We start from the raw sequence: 17,620 nt of genomic DNA on the forward strand, positions 1-17,620 counted from the left end.
CTCGACCCCCGACCCCTGGACGGGGCCTTACCTGGGAATCATCCCCGGCACCACGTACGCCTGAAGGTACGTGATGACCATGATGACCGCCAGAAAGCCCAGGCTCTTTTTGACGGTGAAGCGCAGCAGTTCGCTTTCGCGCCCAACGAGGCCCACGGCGGCGCAGGCCACGGCGATGCTCTGGGGCGAAATCATCTTGCCGGTCACGCCCCCGGTGGTGTTGGCGGCGACGGTGAGCGCGGGGTTGACGCCGATCTGCTGCGCGGTGACCTGTTGTAGTCCGCTGAACAGCGCGTTCGACGAGGTGTCCGAGCCGGTCAGGAACACGCCCAGCCAGCCGAGCACCGGCGAGAACAGCGGGAACAGGTGCCCGGTCTGCGCGAGGGCCAGCGCCATCGTCGCGCTCTGGCCGGAGTAGTTGGCGATGTACGCGAAGCCCAGCACGAACATGATGCTGAGGATGGGATAGGCGAGTTCCCTGAGCGTCTCCACGAAGGTCTGCACGCCCTCACGCGGCTTCATGCCCAGCACCGCCATGCTGACCAGCGCGGCCAGGAAAATGCCCGTCCCGGTGCCGGAAAACCAGTCGAGCTTGTAGCTCGCGGCGTAGGGCGTCGGCTCGGTCACGATGGGAGAGACCTTCATCACCCCGTTGTGCAGCGTGGGCACGTCCCAGTGCAGCACCATCCACGAGAGCGGCCCCGGCGCCTTGAGGTCGAACAGCGCCTTGAACGCGGGCAGGCTCCAGATCACCACGAACAGCGTGAGCAGCAGGAAGGGCGACCAGGCCTTGAGGACGCTTCCAGCGGTCATGTTGGCCATCTGGACAGGCCGGTAGGCCGCCCCCACCGTCTGCGGCGCGGGGATAGGTTGGATTTCCCGCGGCTGCCAGAACTTCAGGAATCCGGCGGTGGCGACCAGGCTGACGAGTGCCGAGGTGATGTCGGGCAGTTCCGGCCCGATGAAGTTGGAGGTGAGGTACTGCGTGACCGCAAAGGACAGCCCGGCGACCAGCAGCGCGGGCCACAGGTCACGCACGCCCTTCATCCCAGCTTTCATGCCGCCCTTGCCCGAGTCCATCAGGTAGACCATGAAGAACGGGACGAACAGCGCCAGCAGCGGGAGCTGACGCCCGGCGATCTGGCCGATGGTGAACGGCGGGATGTTGGTGAGGTTGCCCGCGACCGTGATCGGAATGCCCAGCGCCCCAAAGGCCACGGGCGCGGTGTTGGCAATCAGGCACAGGCCCGCCGCGTACAGGGGATTCAGCCCCAGGCCCACCAGCAGCGCCGCCGTGATGGCGACCGGCGCCCCGAATCCGGCGGCCCCTTCCAGAAACGCGCCGAAGCAAAAGCCGATGAGCACCACCAAGAGCCGCTGGTCCTCGGTAATGCTCAGCACCGACTGCCGGATGACCTCGAATTGCCCGGTCTTGACGGCAATTTTGTACAGGAAGACCGCCGCCACGATAATCCAGGCGATCGGCCACAGCCCGTAGCCGAAGCCGTAGAGCGTGGCCCAAACTGCTTTCGCCACCGGCATCCCGTAGCCCAGCACCGCCACCAGAAAGGCGAGCAGCACGGTCAGCCCGCCCGCCACATAGCCCTTCAGCCGCAGGCCCACCAGAGCGACAAAAAAGAAAACGACCGGAATCAGCGCGGCCAGGGTGGACAGCCAGAGGCTTCCCCCAATCGGCGCGTAATTCTGCGTCCAGACCGACGCGGCTTGTTCCATAGCCTTCCTCCTGGGCGGCCCTGAACCCGCCGCCTGTTTCTGAGCTTTGTGAAAGTGGCTTGAGACTAAGGGCCTTTGTCCCAAATGTCAATTGTTCTGAACAATCTTTGGAGCGGGTGCAAAAAGTGGGGGTGTGCGGGGGGCTGTTTTCCGCGTGTTCTGCCGGGGCTACACTCCGGGGCTACACTGGGGCTTCATGTCCGCCCGTTCCACTTCCGCTATTCGTCCGCTGCCCAGACGCCGCTCGGTCGGGGCCGATATCGCTGAACAACTACGCGACTTGATCCAGAGCGGCACCTACCAGCCCGGCGACCGCCTGCCCGGTCAGCGCGAACTGGCGCAGCAATTCGGCACCAGCCTGGCGGGGGTACGCGAGGCGGTCAGCGTGCTTTCGGCGGCGGGGATGGTCAGCGCAACTCCGGGGCGCGGCACGGTGGTGCGGAGTGTGGGCGACGCTGGCCCCACCTTCGACGGCTGGCTGGGCGCGGTGGGCGACGAGCAGGAGTTCGAGGAACTGATGCAGGCACGGCGCATGCTCGAAGCCTTCACCATCGCCCAGGCGGCGCAGCAGGCCACCCCGGCCCAGGTGGAGGCGCTGCGCGGCGCGGTGGCCGCGATGCAGGCGGCGGCAGGCAGTGTGGACGCTTACGCCGAGGCCGATATGCGGTTTCACCTGCTGCTGTCCGAGGTCGCCGGCAACCGCGTGGTCACCCGGCTGATGCGGGCCATTCAGCGCCCGCTGATGGAACAGCTGCGCCGCAGCATCGCCCACCTGAAAGCCACCGGGCAGCTCGCCGACAACCTCGCCACCCACGAGCGCATCGTGGACGGCATCGAGCGCGGCGACGGCGCGGGGGCGCAGCGTGGCTTCGACGACATGCTGGCGATTTCGCTGGCGTTCGGGGCAGTGGGCGAGGGAGAACCGGGCGGGCCGCCGGAGAGTCAGGCCGTCAGCTAGGTAAGGGCCGGGTCCCCGAGTTCATACGGATTCCGATTGAATCTGGTAGTTTCAGATTCAATCCGAGCGGATGCGAGTAGGAAAAAATACGGATTCCGCGATATGGATGCACAGGCGGTGCTTTCCCGACTGTGCAGGAATTAAGCGGAATCCGTATCAGGCGTAGCCCAGCCCGAAGCGGCGCGGAAAAGCCAGCACCGCCACCGTGCCGGGGCCGACGTTGGCGGTCAGGCCGCTGCCGAGCGGGTGCAGCGGGGCGGGCGGGTTCCCGTAGACGGCCTGAAGCTGGGCCTGGAGCTGCCCGGCGCCTCCTTCGCCCCCGATGGTGTGCCCGCAGTAGAGCCGCAGTGTCTCGCCGGTCTGACGCTGAAACTGGTGGGTGGCGCTCAGCAGCGTGCGAACGGCGGCGTCCTGACCGCGCACCCGCGACTTGTTCACCACCTCGCCCGCCTCCACCGCCAGCACGGGCCGCAGGCCGAGCCAGTTGCCGATAAAGGCCGCGACGTTGCCGATGCGTCCGTTGACCCGCAGAAAATCGAGGCTTTCCACGGCAAAGGTGAGCAGCGTCCGTTCCCGCAACTCGCTCAGCGCACTGCCGATCTGCCCGGAGTCCGCCCCCTGATCGGCGAGGTGCGCGGCGTGCAGCGCCTGAACCCCGAGCGCGTAACTCACCGTCCCGCCGTCGATCACCTGCACCCGTCCCCCGAATCTCTCCGCCACCCGCGCCGCGACCTCGTGATGCGGAGTAAAACGGCTGCCCGAGGCGACATGCACCAGCCGGCCCGACCTCGAACTCTGGAGGGCCGCCTCGAAGGTCCGTGCCACCGCCTCGTCGGGAACCGGCAGGGTACGGGCCGGTTCGCCCGTCGCCCGGATCAGGTTGACGAGCTGGTCTGGCGGCAACTCCCGCTCGGAGTAGACCCGGCCCTGGTGGCCGAGTGGCACGGGCAAAAGCTGGATACCGCTGTATCCCAGCTGAAGGGGAAGAATGTCCGCAGTGGATTCGGTGGTCACGGCAAGCATGGGGCCTCCGTCACGCAGTATGCCCACCCGGTCCCCCGCCATGACCCGTAAAATTCCACGTTTTTCACCCGGACATTCGTGAGACGTTGTAATACGGATTCCGATTGAATCTGGTAGTTTCAGATTCAATCCGAGCGGATGCGAGTAGGAAAAAATACGGGTTACGCGATATGGATGCACAGGCGGCGCTTTCCCGACTGTGCAGGAATTAAGCGGAATCCGTATAACAGATCCGGCACGCCCACATGATTACGCTCATGACGTAATCGGCCTTCCGCGCTATCCTGCCTGGCATGTCTGCTGCCCTGCCTGCCGAGCCGTTTCAAGTCTCCGGGGGGGTCAACAAAGTCCGGTTCCGGTCCGACACCGGCTTTACCGTCATGAGTGCGACCCTCCGCAACGACCAGGGCGAGGACCCCGACGCCACCGTCATCGGCATCATGCCGCCGCTCGACGTGGGCGACACCTTCAGCGCCGAGGTGCTGATGGAAGAACACCGCGAGTACGGCTACCAGTACCGGGTGGTCAACATGGTGCTGGAGGCCATGCCCGCCGACCTGTCCGAAGCGGGCGTGGCGGCGTACCTCGAAGCGCGGGTGGGCGGCGTGGGCAAGGTGCTGGCCGGACGCATCGCCAAGACGTTCGGCGCGGCGGCCTTCGACATCCTGGAAGACGAGCCGCAAAAGCTCCTGCAAATCCCCGGCGTCACCGAGTCCACGCTGCACAAGATGGTGAGCAGCTGGAGTCAGCAAGGGCTAGAGCGGCGCTTGCTGGCGGGGTTGCAGGGCCTGGGCCTGAGCATCAACCAGGCGCAGCGGGCGGTCAAGCACTTCGGGGCCGACGCGCTGGACAGGTTGGAAAAGGACCTGTTTACCCTGACCGAAGTCGAGGGCATCGGCTTTCTGACCGCCGACAAGCTCTGGCAGGCGCGGGGCGGGGCGCCCGACGACCCCCGCCGCCTGACCGCCGCCGCCGTGTACGCGCTGCAACTGGCGGGCACCCAGGCCGGGCACAGCTTCCTGCCGCGTGCGCGGGCCGAAAAGGGCGTCGTCCACTACACCCGCGTCACGCCGGGGCAGGCGAGGCTGGCGGTGGAAACGGCGGTGGAACTCGGTAGATTGGCGGAGGACGATTCGCCGCTCCTGGCCGGGCAAGGCGGTCAGGAACCCCGCATCTACCTGCCCCACGTCCTGCGGGCCGAGAAGAAACTGGCGAGCCTGATTCGTACGCTGCTCGCCACCCCGCCGGTAGACGGCGCGGGCAACGACGACTGGCCCCGTGACAGGGACGGCAAAGTGCCCAAAAAGGCGCGCAAGGGCCTGAGTGACGAGCAGGGAAACGTGCTGGACCTGCTCGGCGAACATCGGCTGGTGGTGCTGACCGGTGGGCCGGGCACCGGCAAAAGCACCACGACGCGGGCCGTGACCGACCTCGCCGAGTCGCTGGGGCTGGAAGTCGGGCTGTGCGCCCCCACCGGCAAGGCGGCGCGGCGGCTGGGCGAGGTCACGGGCCGCACGGCGAGTACCGTTCACCGCCTGCTGGGGTACGGGCCGCAGGGCTTCCGGCACAACCCCCTCGAACCCGCGCCGTATGACCTCCTGATTGTGGACGAGGTGTCCATGATGGGCGACGCGCTGATGCTCTCGCTGCTCTCGGCGGTGGCGCCGGGGGCGCGGGTGCTGCTGGTGGGCGACACCGACCAGTTGCCGCCGGTGGACGCGGGGCTGCCGCTGCTGGCGCTGGCGCAGGCGGCCCCGACCATTCGGCTCACGCAGGTCTACCGCCAGGCCGCCAAGAACCCGATTATTCAGGCGGCGCACGGCCTGCTGCACGGTCAGGCCCCGCACTGGGGCGACAAACGCCTGAACCTCACCGAAACCGACCCCGACGGCGGGGCGCGGCGCGTGGCGCTGATGGTGCGCGAACTCGGCGGGCCGGGCGCGGTGCAGGTGCTGACCCCCATGCGCAAGGGGCCGCTGGGGATGGACCACCTCAACCACCACCTGCAAAGCCTGTTCAACCCCGGCGAGGGTGGCGTGCGGATTGCTGAAGGCGAAGCCAGACCGGGCGACACGGTGGTGCAGACCAAAAACGACTACACGAACGAGATTTTCAACGGCACGCTCGGCACGGTGCTGAAGGCCGAGGGGTCGCGCCTGACGGTGGATTTCGACGGCAACGTGGTGGAACTGACGGGCGCCGAACTGTTCAACCTGCAACTCGGCTACGCGCTGACCGTCCACCGCGCCCAGGGCAGCGAGTGGGACACGGTGCTGGGCGTGCTGCACGAGGCGCACATGCCGATGCTCTCGCGCAATCTGGTGTACACGGCCCTCACGCGGGCCAAAGACCGTTTCTTCTCGGCGGGGTCGGCCTCGGCGTGGCAGATCGCGGCGTCCCGGCAGCGCGAGGCCAGGAACACGGCGCTGCTGGAAAGAATTCGGGGGAAATGATGAGCAGCCCGGCTATGGAACTCGTGAAAACCGTCCTGCGGCGACAGCCCAAACTGCTGGGCGACGCCCGGACCCTCGCGCAGCGCACGCTGGGGCGGCCTTATACGGATTCCGATTGAATCCAGCAGATTTCTGGATTCAATCCGACTGAAAGGAGTAGGAAAAGATACGGATTTCGCGATATGGATGCACAGGCGGTGTAGTTCCGACTGTGCAGGAATTTAGCGGAATCCGTATTATCCCGTCATGGCCGCGCTTCCCGGCAGCCTGCGGGCCACGGCAGAGGTGACAGAGCGCCGGGTGAACGGACAGCCCGTGTTCACCCTCACGCCGCGCACGGGGGCCAGCGACTGGCACATCGTCTACACCCACGGCGGGGCGTATATCCATGCCCTCCTGCCCGCACACTGGGCCATCGTGGCCGAACTGATGCGGGTGACGGGGGCGAGCGTCACCGTGCCGATTTATCCGCTGGCACCCGAACACCGCTACCGCGCCACCTACGCGCTGCTCGAACAGGTCTACCGTGACCTGCTGGAGCGCGTCCCCGCCGGGCGCATCCTGCTTGCCGGGGACTCGGCTGGGGGTGGGCTGGCGCTGGGACAGGCGCTGCGCTGGCGTGACCTGGGCCTGCCGCTCCCCCGGCGTCTGCTGCTGTTCGCGCCCTGGGTGGACCTGACGCTGGCGAACCCGGCGGCGCGGGCACTCGAACCCTTTGACGTGATGCTGGGGGTGGACGGTGCGGTGCAGGCCGGAGCGTGGTGGGCGGGCGGCGAAGACCCGCGCCAGCCGCTGCTCAGCCCGCTGTATGCCGACCTGCGGGGGCTGCCGCCGCTGGAGGTGTTTCAGGGCACGGCGGACCTGCTGCTGCCCGACAGCACCGAACTGGTCCGGCGGGTGCAGGCGGCGGGCAGCGAGGCGCGGCTGCACCTGACGGACGGCGGTTTCCACGTGTTCATGGGGGCCACCTTCCTGCCCGAGGCCCGTGAGGTCTTTCGCAAGGTGGCCGCACTGACCGCTACACCCGAACGCGCCGCCCCACGCGGCTGGCTCACGGAGGCACGTTCGGCCCTCACTCAAGTCATCGGCCATCTGGCCGCCCGCCGTGGAGAATACTGAGATGGACCTGGGAACGCTTTACCTCTCCGAAGTCCGCGAGCGCCTGCGCGGAACCAAACAACTCGGGGACCGGGCGCTGGCCCAGTTGCCCGAGGAGCACTGGCACACGGTGCTGGCCCCCGAAGGCAACTCAGTGGCGGTCATCGTGCAGCATCTGGCGGGCAACCTGCGCTCGCGCTGGGGCGGCTTGCTGGGCGGCTACCGCGAAGGCGTGGAGGGCGAGTCGCCCACGCGTGACCGTGACGCCGAATTCGAGGACGCGCAGCTTTCGCCCGCCGAACTCATCGCCCGCTGGGACGACGGCTGGCAGGTCTTTCTCGACGCGCTCGACCACCTGCGCCCGGACGACCTGACGCAGACCCTGACCATTCGCGGCGAGGCGCACACGGTGCTCGGCGCAGTGGAGCGGGCAGCCCTGCACGCCAGCGGGCACGTCTTTCAGCTCGTCTTTCTGGTCAAGACCCTGCGCGGTGAAGAGTTTCAGAGCCTTAGCATTCCGCGTGGGGCTTCGGCGGTGTTCAACGCCCAGATGTTGCGCAGGGCTTAAAAGGTCAAACCGTCAGACCGTCTAACGGCCAAATGGTGAGACCGTTAGAGCATTCGACACGAGGGTCGAAAAGCCAGCCTTCTTCCATCATCCATCAGCGAAGCGCACCCATCATCCATCCACCCCCTCGTGCGCGGTCATCAGCTTGCGCCAGCGTTCCGTCATGCGGGCTTCCCAGCCTTCGCCGGTGGGCTGGTAGAGGTCGAGTTGCACGCCGTCGGGCAGGTAGTTCTGCGCGAAAGACCCCGCCGGGTCGTCGAAGTAATAGGCGTAGCCCTTGCCGTAGCCCTGGCCCTTCATCAGCTCGGTGGGGGCGTTGCGCAGGTGCAGCGGCACGGGCAGGCTTTCGCCCTCCTGCACGGCCCGCACGGTCTTTTTCCAGGCCACGTACACGCTGTTGCTCTTGGGGGCCAGCGCGAGGTACACCACCGCCTGCGCCAGCGCGAGGTCGCCTTCCGGGCTGCCGAGAAACTCCATGCTGTCCCGCGCCGCAATGCACAGCCGCAGCGCCTGCGGGTCGGCCAGCCCGATGTCCTCGGACGCCATGCGGACAATCCGGCGGGCGACGTAATGCGGGTCGGCCCCGCCCTGAAGCATCCGGGCCAGCCAGTAGAGAGAGGCGTCGGGGTGCGAGGCCCGCACCGACTTGTGCAGCGCCGAAATCAGGTTGTAGAAGTCCTCGCCGTTCTTGTCCATCGCCGGGAGGTGCTTGCCGAAGGCCTCGGTGACGGCTTCCTCGGTCACGGGGTCGGCGAGGGTGGCCGCCACTTCGAGCGTGCTCAGGGCGCGGCGGGCGTCCCCTTCGGCGAGGCGGGCGAGCAGGTTCAGTGCGCTGTCTTGCGCCTCCACCCCCGGTAGTCCGCGCTCGTCCTGAAGGGCGCGGCGCAAAAGCCCCAGCACATCTTCTTGCGTCAGTGCCTGCAAGACCAGCGTGCGGGCACGCGAGCGCAGCGCGGGGTTGACCTCGAAACTGGGATTTTCGGTGGTCGCGCCGATGAGGGTCAGCAGGCCCGACTCCACATGCGGCAGCAGCGCGTCTTGCTGCGCCTTGTTGAAGCGGTGGATTTCGTCCAGAAACAGTACCGTGCGCCGCCCCCGCGCCCGCTCGCGTTCGGCCTCGGCCACCGCGTCGCGCACGTCCTTGACCCCCGCCGACACCGCCGAGAGCTGGATGAAATGCGCCCCCACCTCGCCCGCCAGCAGCCTTGCCAGCGTGGTTTTGCCCACCCCCGGCGGCCCCCACAGAATCAGCGACCCCAGCCGCCCGCTTTGCAGCACGCGGGTCAGCGGTTTGCCCGGCCCCAGCAGGTGCGACTGCCCCACCACCTCCGACACGGTGCGGGGGCGCAGGCGTTCGGCGAGGGGAGCGGGCGGGTCGAACAGCGTCACGGGGGGAAGATAGCGGCCTGCGCCCGGCCCCACTCTGCTTTTCATTGCAAAGCCTCAAGCCCGCTTCACCGCCCCTGCGCGCCAGGGCGCCATGCTGGGGCCATGACGAAACCCGACCACCAGAAGCTCATCGACGACATGGTGAACATTGCCCGCCAGAGCGCCGACGAACTTGCCGACCGCGCCCGCGCCCTGGCCTACGACATCGCTTCGCGCATCGGTGACGACGAGGCCGAAAACGCCGCCCAGCGCGCCGCCGCCGAGGAAGCCCGCGCCCGCGCCGACGCCACCAAAAAGCAGTACGAGGCGGGCCTGACCGCCATGGACGCCCAGCTCAAGGACGCCACCAGTGAAACCCGCCAGCAGGTGCGCCAGATTGCCGACCTGACCCGCGCCGAGGCCACCAAGATGGCCGAGCAGGCCCGCGTGAATGCCGAAAAGATGGCGAAGGAGCTTCAGGCCAGCGCCGAAAAGGCCCGCCAGGAAGCGGCGGCAAAGAGCGGCCAGAATGCGGGCGGCCAGAACGCAGGCGAACAGGACCAGCAGCGTCAGGGCTAATACGCATTCCGATAGAATCTGGTAGTTTCAGATTCAATCCGACTTGCAAAGCTGCGCAGCAGAGCGGATGTGAGTAGGAAAAAATACGGATTCTGCGATATGGATGCACAGGCGGCGCCTTCCCAACTGTATAGGCCCGACTGTGCAGGAATTAAGCGGAATCCGTATCAATCCCCCAGAAACACCGCCCGGTGGTAGGCGCCCTCTTCCTTCTCCGGCAACCCGGCCTCCACCGCCTGTTTGAGGTGGCTGAGCGCCATCGTCACGGCGGGGCCGGGGCCGTACATCTTCATCGCTTCGTCGGTCAGCCACAGCTCCAGGCCGCGCTCTCCCTGCTCGGCCCGCAGCAACACGCCCTGGGTGCCGCGCTCGTGGGTGACGCTGACACCAGCAGGAAAGCCGGTGAGGTCAATCTGGTGCGGAATGTTGAGGGCGCTGTCCATGAGGTTCATTGTGACAAAGCGGAGGCGAGGAGGCTCAGGCCAGCGCCGCCGCCACGTCCTGCCCGCTCAGCCCGAAGGCCTCGGCCACCGCCGCGTAGGTGAGCTGACCCCGGTGGGTGTTCAGTCCTGCGGCCAGGGCCGGGTCGCGTTTCAGGGCGCCTACGCCGCGCTCGGCCAGCGCCAGCACGTAGGGGAACGTCGCGTTGGTCAGCGCGAAGGTGGAGGTGCGCGGCACCGCGCCGGGCATGTTGGCGACGCCGTAGTGCACGACGTCATCCACGACATAGGTCGGCTCGTCGTGGGTGGTGGGGTGGATGGTTTCCACGCAGCCGCCCTGGTCCACCGCCACGTCCACGATGACGCTGCCCGGCTCCATCAGGCCCAGCATGTCGCGGGTGACGAGGTGCGGGGCCTTGGCGCCCGGAATCAGCACCGCGCCGATGAGCAGGTCGGTGTGCGGCAGCAGGGCGCGGAGGTTGGCCTCGCTGCTCATCATGGTGGTCAGCTTACCGAAAAACACGTCGTCCAGATACGTCAGGCGCCGGTGCGACACGTCCAGAATGGTGACTTTGGCCCCCAGGCCCATCGCCATCTTGGCCGCGTTGGTGCCGACCACGCCGCCGCCCACGATGGTCACGTGACCGGGCTGCACGCCGGGAACGCCGCCGAGCAGCACGCCCTTGCCCCCCACCGGCTTTTGCAGGTGGTAGGCCCCCGCCTGCACGCTCAGGCGCCCGGCGACCTCGGACATGGGGGTCAGCAGCGGCAGGCTGCCGTCGGCGAGCTGCACGGTTTCGTAGGCCACCGCCGTCGTTCCGGCCTGCATCAGCGCGTCGGTCAGCGGGCGGTCGGCGGCGAGGTGCAGGTAGGTAAAGAGCAGCAAGTCGCCCCGCAGGTGGCCGTACTCGCTCTCAACCGGCTCCTTGACCTTGACCACCATTTCGGCGCCCCAGGCGTCGGCGGCGCTGCCCAGGGTCGCTCCGGCCTGCTCGTACTCGTGGTCGGGCAGGCCGCTGCCTGCGCCCGCGCCGCGCTCCACCGTCACCCGGTGCCCGCGCCGCACCAGGGTCGCCACCCCGCCGGGGGTCAGCGCCACCCGGTTTTCCTTGACCTTGATTTCCTTGGGAAGTCCTACGTGCATGTCTCACCTCAGGGCCGCCCGTTGCCGTCTGGCACGGGGGCGATTGCTCTTTGAAAGTGGCGCAATGGTAGCAGGGGCGCCGCCGCTGAGGATTGCCACCGCGAGGAACTTTGCAGGCTTTTTCGCAACGCGGTTGCGCGAACTGGGGTAATTTGAGGGCGAAATGTCCAACTCGCGTCCCTTTCCCGATCTGGACCCCACCGACCGGCAGATTCTGTCCATCCTGCAGCGCGACGCCCGCATCGCCAACACCGAACTGGCCGACGAAATCGGCCTGACGCCCGCGCCCACGCTGCGGCGGGTGCGGCGTCTGGAAGAAGAAGGCGTGATTCACCGCTATGTGGCGCTGCTCGACCCCAAGCTGGTCAACCGCGACCTGATGGTGATGGTGCGCGTGACCCTCGACAAGCAGACCAAACAGGGCTTTCAGGACTTCGCCGAGCAGATGCGCTCGCGGCCCGAGGTGCTGGAGTGCTACCTCTGCCTGGGCGACACCGATTACCTGCTCAAGGTCTGCGTGCCCAACCTCGACGCTTACCAGCGCTTTCTGGTGGACGTGCTGGCGGCCATTCCCGGCGTGCGAAACACCGACAGCACCATCGTCGTCAAGCAGGAAAAGTACACGACCAGCCTGCCGCTGGACGAGGGCTGAAGGCCACAGGAGGGCTAATACGGATTCCGCTTAATTCCTGCACAGTCGGGAAAGCGCCGCCTGTGCATCCATATCGCAGAATCCGTATTTTTTCCTACTCGCATCCGCTCTGCTGCGCAGCTTTGCAAGTCGGATTGAATCTGGTAGTTTCAGATTCAATCGGAATCCGTATAACGTTTTGGTAGACATGCCTTCATCACCCTCTGCGGCGCGGCCCCTAGGCTGAGGGCATGAAGAAATGGATGCTGACCCCGCTGCTCGGCCTGGGCCTGGTGGCCTGCGCCCCGACCCAGACCGCCGTGCTGACGCCTAACCCGCCCCTCAAAGGCCCAGGCATCGTCGCCACCGTGACCGAGGAGCCTGCGGCCCCGGCGACCGCCGCACAGACCACGACGGAAACGACCACGACGACCACCACGACCGTGACCGAAACGCCCCCGGCGTCCCCCGCTCCGGCAAGCCCCGCTCCGGTGACCTCCACTCCGGCGACCCCAGCGCCGGTTACGAGCACCCCAGCCACGCCCGCGCCTGCGGCCCCCGCCACCGTGACGGAAACCACCGCCGCCACCGTGACCCAAACTCCGGCCACCCAGACTCCTGCTCCCCAGACCGCTGCTCCGGCCCCGGTCACGCCGGTCAGCGAGTGGACGGCCCTGGCTCCCCTGAGCGCCGAGCGCCGCACCAGCTTCACCGCCGCCGAGCAGGTGATCGACGCGAGCAAGAGCTACCGCGCCGTTCTCAAGACCTCCAAGGGCGACGTGGTGGTCCGTCTGGACGCGGGGGCCGCGCCGCTGGCCGTGAACAACTTCGTCTTCCTGGCCCTCAATCGCTTTTACGACGGCACGCGCTTTCACCGCGTCATCGAGGGCTTTATGGCGCAGGGCGGCGACCCCCAGAGCGCCGACCTGGCCCAGAAGGACGCCTGGGGCACCGGCGGCCCCGGCTACAGCTTCGCCAACGAGCGCAGCAGCCTGACCTTCAACCGTGCGGGCGTGCTGGCGATGGCGAACGCTGGCCCCGACACCAACGGCTCGCAGTTTTTCATCACGTTCGGCCCTACCGAGTTCCTCAACGGCGGCTACACCATCTTCGGGCAGGTGGAAAGCGGCATGGACACGGTCAACGGCCTGACCCGCAACTACGACAACGCCGGGCCGATTGCTGGAACCGAGGCCGACGTGCTGAACTCGGTGGAAATTCAGGTCAAGTAAACCGGGAGGGGGCGTCTGCGCCCATTCCATTTTTTCAGGGCGAGGTCAAAGAATCCCGAGCTGACGCAGCGCGGCGTCGAGTTGCCGCTCCAGCGCATCCAGCGGGCCACTGTTGTCGAGGACGAGGGTGGCCCGCTGGCGTTTTTCCTCGCTGCTCAGTTGCCGGGCGTCGCGGGCCAGGATGTCCTCACGGGTCAGGCCGCCCCGCGCCAGGGCACGCTCCAGCCGCAGCTCCAGCGGGGCGTCCACCACCAGCACGGCGTCCATGCCTTTTTCCAGCCCGCCCTCGAACAGCAGGGGAATGTCCTGCACCACCCAGCGTTCGCCGCGTGCGGCGGCTTCCGCTTCCAGCGCCGCCATCCGTGCCCGCACGCGGGGGTGGGTCAGGGCGTTCAGGCGGGCCACCAGCGCCGGGTCGCCGAACACCCGCGCCGCCAGCCCCGCCCGGTCCAGCGTGCCGCCGACCACCACGCCAGGAAAAGCCGCTTCCAGCTCCGCCAGCACCTCGGGCTGCTCGGTCACGCGCCGGGCCTCGGCGTCGGCGTCGATCACCGTCAGGCCGCGCTCACGCAGCAGGCGGGCCACCGTGCTTTTGCCCGCCCCGATACTGCCGGTCAGTCCCAGGCGGCGGGGGCGGGCGGGGGAGACAGCGGACTCGCCGGAGGTCATGCGGGCAGCATAGCCGGGGCCAGCGCCGCCAGGCCCGTTCAGCCAGGTTTGTTCAGCCAGGGTTCGTTCAGACCCCCATCACACGGCCCGGCGATGCTGGCGGTCAGTGCTTTGCGGCACTCCCTCCTGCCTGACGAGGCCTGCCCCCGTATCATGCCGGAACAGACCGCGCCGCTTCCCGTCCCTCCTGCTCCGTTTCCGGCTGTTCCTTGCCTTCCCTGTTTCCCGTTTCCTCTTCGCCCTCTCTGGAGGTTTTTTTCGTGCGACGTTTCCTGACCCTGACCCTGCTGTGTGCCGCCGTGTTCGGCAGCGCTGTCCCCGGCGGCGCCCTGGCCCAGAGCAGTGTGCCTGCCGCGCCCATTCCCGCCCCTGCTCCCGTGACCCCTGCTCCCATAACTCCGGCTCCGGCTGCCCCGGCCCCTGCTGCCGCTCCCGCCCCCCGGGCACCCGCCGCCAACTACGTGGTCGTCGGCAACCTGTACTACGACCAGGGCAAGTTCGACCAGGCGTATGTGGCCTTCCGCACCGCCGCCGAACTTGACCCGGGCAACGTGCAGGCGCTGCTCGGCCTGGGGCGCTCGCAGGTGCGGCTGCGGCTCTACGCCCCTGCCCTGGACACCCTGCGCCGCCTGACGACGGTGGACCCCCAGAACGTCAGCGGGTACGTGGCGCTTTCGCAGGCGTACCAGCAGCAGTTCATCGGCAGTGGGAACCGCGCCGGGGTGGCCGGGAACCTCGACGCGGCGCTCACCGCACTGCAGCAGGCCGACCGCGCCGTGACGGCGCTGCCCGAAGCCGACCGGCCCCTGGCCCAGAGCAAGCTGCTCAACGAGCGCGGCAACATCTACCGCCTTCAGGGCAAGCCTGCCCAGGCCATCGACGCGTTCCGGCAGGCGAGCACCCTCAACCCCGACAACAGCCTGATTCTGTTCAACCTCGGTGACATGTACGCGGCCACCGGGCAACTGCCGCTCGCCATCAGCGCCCTGCAACAGGCCGTGATTCTCGACCCGCGTGACCCGTACAACCGCGCCTACTACGCCAAACTGCTCGCCCTGAGCGGCAACCTGACCTCGGCCCGCGTGGAAGCGGCGCAGGCGGCGCGGCTGGTGCCGGGCAACGCCTACGCCACCGGGCAGTACGGCGTGGTCAGCTACCTCGCCGGGGACCGCGCGGGCGCCCGCACCCAACTCGCGCAGGCCGTGCGGCTCGACCCCCTGCGCTACCCCGAGTTCTACTACTACCTCGGGCGTCTCGACCTCGACAGCAGCGACCTGAAAGCCGCCCGCGACAACCTGACCCGCGCCGTGGCGCTGAGCAGCGGCTCCGCCGAGTACGCCTATTACCTGGGCCTGTCCTACGAGCGCGGCGTGCCCGGCGTTGCTCCCGACCACCTCAAAGCCCGCGAGAACTACGAAAAGGCCCTGAAACTCGCCCCCGGTTACAAGCAGGCGCAGGAAGGCTTGGACCGCCTCAAGCCCGCGACGAGCGGCAACTGATACGGATTCCGATGGAATCTGGGAGTTTCCGATTCAATCCGACTTGCAAAGCTGCCCAGCAGAGCGGAGGCGAGTAGGAAGAAATACGGGTTACGCGATATGGGTGCACAGGCGGCGCTTTCCCAACTGTATAGAGCAGTTCTCCGAATTACGTGATGCGCGGAACGGCACCCCGCATCACTCCATTCTCTCCTGCGGAGCTGTACCAGTCTGCTTCGCAGCTTTGCAAGTCCGCCCTGCTCAGTGTTTTGCACTCGCTCTCTGCGAGCTGTCCCAGTCCGCTCGCCAAAAAGACGTTGCGTCTTTTTGTCAAATGCTCTAGGCCCGACTGTGTAGGAATGAAGCGGAATCCGTATGAACAGAGGCGAGACGTTCGCGGCGGGGGCTGTCCGGAGAAAGGGGCGGCCCCCGTCTCCTTTTCCGTTCGCAATCCTATTCTCCCTTGCTGTGCTGGCGGCGTCTCGTCGCCTATCCTGCGCAGCATGTCCCAGACCCCGAATGCAGCAACGAGCGGCACCTTCCTCATCGGCGGCGAACTCGAAGTCAACCGCCTCGGTTTCGGCGCCATGCGCGTGACCGGCGACGGCGTGTGGGGCGACCCCGCCGACCGCGCAGGCGCACTGGCGACCCTGCGGGCGCTGCCGGGCCTCGGCGTCAACCTCATCGACACCGCCGACTCCTACGGCCCGGCGGTCAGCGAGGAACTCATCCGCGAGGCGCTGCACCCCTACCCCGGCCTCGTGGTGGCGACCAAGGGCGGCCTGACCCGCACCGGCCCCAACGTCTGGCCTCCCTGTGGCCGCCCCGAGTACCTCATTCAGCAGGCGCACATTTCGCGCCGTCGCCTGGGGGTAGAACAGATTGACCTGTGGCAACTGCACCGCATCGACCCGAAGGTGCCGCGTGACGAACAGTTCGGCGCCGTGCGGCAACTGCTCGACGACGGCGTGATTCGTTTCGCCGGGCTGTCCGAGGTGAACGTGGAGGAAATCGAGGCCGCCCGGCAGGTCTTTCCCGTCGCCACCGTGCAAAACCTCTACAACCTGACCAACCGCAAGTCCGAAGCCGTGCTCGACCACTGCGAGCGCGAAGGCATCGGCTTTTTGCCCTGGTATCCGCTCGCGGCGGGCAAGCTCGTGGCCGAGGGCAGTGTGCTGACCGATGCCGCCGCCCGCCTCGGGGCCACGCCCTCGCAGGTGGCCCTCGCCTGGGTGCTGCGCCGCAGCCCGGTCATGTTGCCCATTCCCGGCACCAGCAAGGTGAAGCACCTCGAAGAAAACGTCGCCGCCGCTGGCCTCACCCTCAGCGACGACGATTTCCGGGCGCTGAACGAAGCAGGCCGCGCCGAGTGGGAGCAGAGCGGGCAGAAGTGATGTTGATGGTTCCGCTTCGCTGATGGTCCCTGGTTGATGGAAAAAGGCCCCTCCGCGCTCAGACGGCGTTGCTCAGACGGCGTTGGAGGGGGTTAAAGTCATTCCCCGCCGAGCCACCGGGAAACGCAGAATTCCGAGGCCGTCGGGCGCGCAGCGCACGGGCCGCACACGATTCAGGAAAACACCAGCCTACTTAACGGCTTCACAACACCTCGCCAGAGCAGGGCAAGAGCCTTCTCGACAATCCCCCAGCAACCGGCCCCCAGCAACCGGCCCCCAGCAACCGGCCCTCAGCGCCGCCGCAGTTTGCGCCGGGCGTGCCGGAAGTCGTGGTCGGGGTAGACCCCGTCGGCCAGCAGGTGCAGCCACTGGCTGAGGTAGTAGCCCGCCGCCACCGGAAGCAGCACCTTGTACGGCAGCGGTTGCGGCAGGCGCGGCCAGCCCAGTCCGAGCTGCGGCAAGGCGAACTTGGCGAGTGCCCATACGCCAGCGGCAATCAGGCCCAGGTACAGCAGCCGGGTCAGCGGCCCCACGACCCAGGTGTGCGACAGCCCCCGGTGGCTGAAGATTCGGCCATACGGCACCCACAGGAAGCCCAGCGGCCCCCAGCGGCGTTTGCTGTCCACCCGGCCTTCCGAGAGGTCGAGGTCGGGCGAGAGCAGAAACGTCCCCACCAGAAAGGCCCAGGTAAAGTTGAGCGTCATGGCGGGGGTCAGGGTAAAGGTCGGGTCGGGCCACAGCCGTTCGCGTTGCAGGTAGGCGGCGGCGGCCCCCAGCACCGCGAACGTCCCGAGGTTGATGAAGTTGTGAACGCGTCCGCTCGGCATCGGCGCCCACTATGCCGCACGGAA

Annotated in this window: 16 protein-coding genes; 9 read left to right on the forward strand and 7 right to left on the reverse strand. The window is 67.5% G+C overall.

Annotation, left to right across the window (positions count from 1 at the left end; translation table 11 throughout):
- Window positions 1–27: 27 nt before the first annotated feature.
- Complete coding sequence (locus G6R31_RS01795) at window positions 28–1,734, reverse strand: lactate permease LctP family transporter (RefSeq protein ID WP_017869647.1); 1,707 nt, start codon at window positions 1,732–1,734, stop codon at window positions 28–30.
- Window positions 1,735–1,930: 196 nt separating this feature from the next.
- On the opposite strand from G6R31_RS01795, the gene G6R31_RS01800 reads away from it, so the two are divergent.
- Window positions 1,931–2,692: a FadR/GntR family transcriptional regulator gene (locus G6R31_RS01800; RefSeq protein WP_025567640.1), complete on the forward strand. Its 762-nt coding sequence runs from the start codon at window positions 1,931–1,933 to the stop codon at window positions 2,690–2,692.
- Between the two features lie 156 nt (window positions 2,693–2,848).
- On the opposite strand, the gene G6R31_RS01805 is transcribed toward G6R31_RS01800, so the two are convergent.
- Window positions 2,849–3,715 (reverse strand): DegV family protein, encoded by an 867-nt coding sequence (locus G6R31_RS01805; protein WP_017869645.1) that lies wholly within the window; start codon window positions 3,713–3,715, stop codon window positions 2,849–2,851.
- 293 nt (window positions 3,716–4,008) lie between these two features.
- Between G6R31_RS01805 and recD2 the strand changes: the two genes are divergently transcribed.
- From recD2 to G6R31_RS01820, 3 genes are all read left to right on the forward strand, one after another.
- Complete coding sequence (gene recD2, locus G6R31_RS01810) at window positions 4,009–6,168, forward strand: SF1B family DNA helicase RecD2 (RefSeq protein ID WP_017869644.1); 2,160 nt, start codon at window positions 4,009–4,011, stop codon at window positions 6,166–6,168.
- A gap of 246 nt (window positions 6,169–6,414) precedes the next feature.
- Window positions 6,415–7,287, forward strand: coding sequence for an alpha/beta hydrolase fold domain-containing protein (locus G6R31_RS01815; protein WP_017869642.1), 873 nt, complete (start codon window positions 6,415–6,417; stop codon window positions 7,285–7,287).
- Window position 7,288: 1 nt separating this feature from the next.
- Window positions 7,289–7,834, forward strand: coding sequence for a DUF1572 family protein (locus G6R31_RS01820; RefSeq protein WP_017869641.1), 546 nt, complete (start codon window positions 7,289–7,291; stop codon window positions 7,832–7,834).
- Window positions 7,835–7,945: 111 nt separating this feature from the next.
- On the opposite strand, the gene G6R31_RS01825 is transcribed toward G6R31_RS01820, so the two are convergent.
- Window positions 7,946–9,223 (reverse strand): replication-associated recombination protein A, encoded by a 1,278-nt coding sequence (locus tag G6R31_RS01825; protein WP_025567004.1) that lies wholly within the window; start codon window positions 9,221–9,223, stop codon window positions 7,946–7,948.
- Between the two features lie 102 nt (window positions 9,224–9,325).
- Between G6R31_RS01825 and G6R31_RS01830 the strand changes: the two genes are divergently transcribed.
- Window positions 9,326–9,781 (forward strand): hypothetical protein, encoded by a 456-nt coding sequence (locus G6R31_RS01830; protein ID WP_017869639.1) that lies wholly within the window; start codon window positions 9,326–9,328, stop codon window positions 9,779–9,781.
- 167 nt (window positions 9,782–9,948) lie between these two features.
- Here G6R31_RS01830 and G6R31_RS01835 read toward each other — a convergent pair whose 3' ends face one another.
- Both G6R31_RS01835 and ald read right to left on the reverse strand, forming a co-directional pair.
- Complete coding sequence (locus G6R31_RS01835; RefSeq protein ID WP_161617853.1) at window positions 9,949–10,224, reverse strand: hypothetical protein; 276 nt, start codon at window positions 10,222–10,224, stop codon at window positions 9,949–9,951.
- 34 nt (window positions 10,225–10,258) lie between these two features.
- Window positions 10,259–11,365 (reverse strand): alanine dehydrogenase, encoded by a 1,107-nt coding sequence (gene ald, locus G6R31_RS01840; protein ID WP_017869637.1) that lies wholly within the window; start codon window positions 11,363–11,365, stop codon window positions 10,259–10,261.
- Between the two features lie 163 nt (window positions 11,366–11,528).
- Between ald and G6R31_RS01845 the strand changes: the two genes are divergently transcribed.
- Both G6R31_RS01845 and G6R31_RS16805 read left to right on the forward strand, forming a co-directional pair.
- Window positions 11,529–12,017, forward strand: coding sequence for an Lrp/AsnC family transcriptional regulator (locus tag G6R31_RS01845; protein ID WP_017869636.1), 489 nt, complete (start codon window positions 11,529–11,531; stop codon window positions 12,015–12,017).
- A 230-nt stretch (window positions 12,018–12,247) separates the two neighbouring features.
- Window positions 12,248–13,228, forward strand: a complete 981-nt coding sequence (locus tag G6R31_RS16805) for a peptidylprolyl isomerase (protein ID WP_017869635.1) — start codon at window positions 12,248–12,250, stop codon at window positions 13,226–13,228.
- A gap of 45 nt (window positions 13,229–13,273) precedes the next feature.
- Here the strand turns inward: G6R31_RS16805 and coaE are convergent, their stop codons facing one another.
- Window positions 13,274–13,897 (reverse strand): dephospho-CoA kinase, encoded by a 624-nt coding sequence (coaE, locus tag G6R31_RS01855; protein WP_017869634.1) that lies wholly within the window; start codon window positions 13,895–13,897, stop codon window positions 13,274–13,276.
- A gap of 260 nt (window positions 13,898–14,157) precedes the next feature.
- Between coaE and G6R31_RS01860 the strand changes: the two genes are divergently transcribed.
- Both G6R31_RS01860 and G6R31_RS01865 read left to right on the forward strand, forming a co-directional pair.
- Window positions 14,158–15,396: a tetratricopeptide repeat protein gene (locus G6R31_RS01860; protein WP_017869633.1), complete on the forward strand. Its 1,239-nt coding sequence runs from the start codon at window positions 14,158–14,160 to the stop codon at window positions 15,394–15,396.
- Between the two features lie 482 nt (window positions 15,397–15,878).
- Entirely contained in the window at window positions 15,879–16,769 is an 891-nt protein-coding gene (locus G6R31_RS01865; RefSeq protein WP_017869632.1) for an aldo/keto reductase, read from the forward strand.
- A 290-nt stretch (window positions 16,770–17,059) separates the two neighbouring features.
- Here the strand turns inward: G6R31_RS01865 and G6R31_RS01870 are convergent, their stop codons facing one another.
- Window positions 17,060–17,596 (reverse strand): metal-binding protein, encoded by a 537-nt coding sequence (locus G6R31_RS01870; protein WP_017869631.1) that lies wholly within the window; start codon window positions 17,594–17,596, stop codon window positions 17,060–17,062.
- Between the last annotated feature and the right edge of the window lie 24 nt (window positions 17,597–17,620).

The sequence above is a fragment of the Deinococcus wulumuqiensis R12 genome (assembly GCF_011067105.1).
Classification (GTDB): domain Bacteria; phylum Deinococcota; class Deinococci; order Deinococcales; family Deinococcaceae; genus Deinococcus; species Deinococcus wulumuqiensis.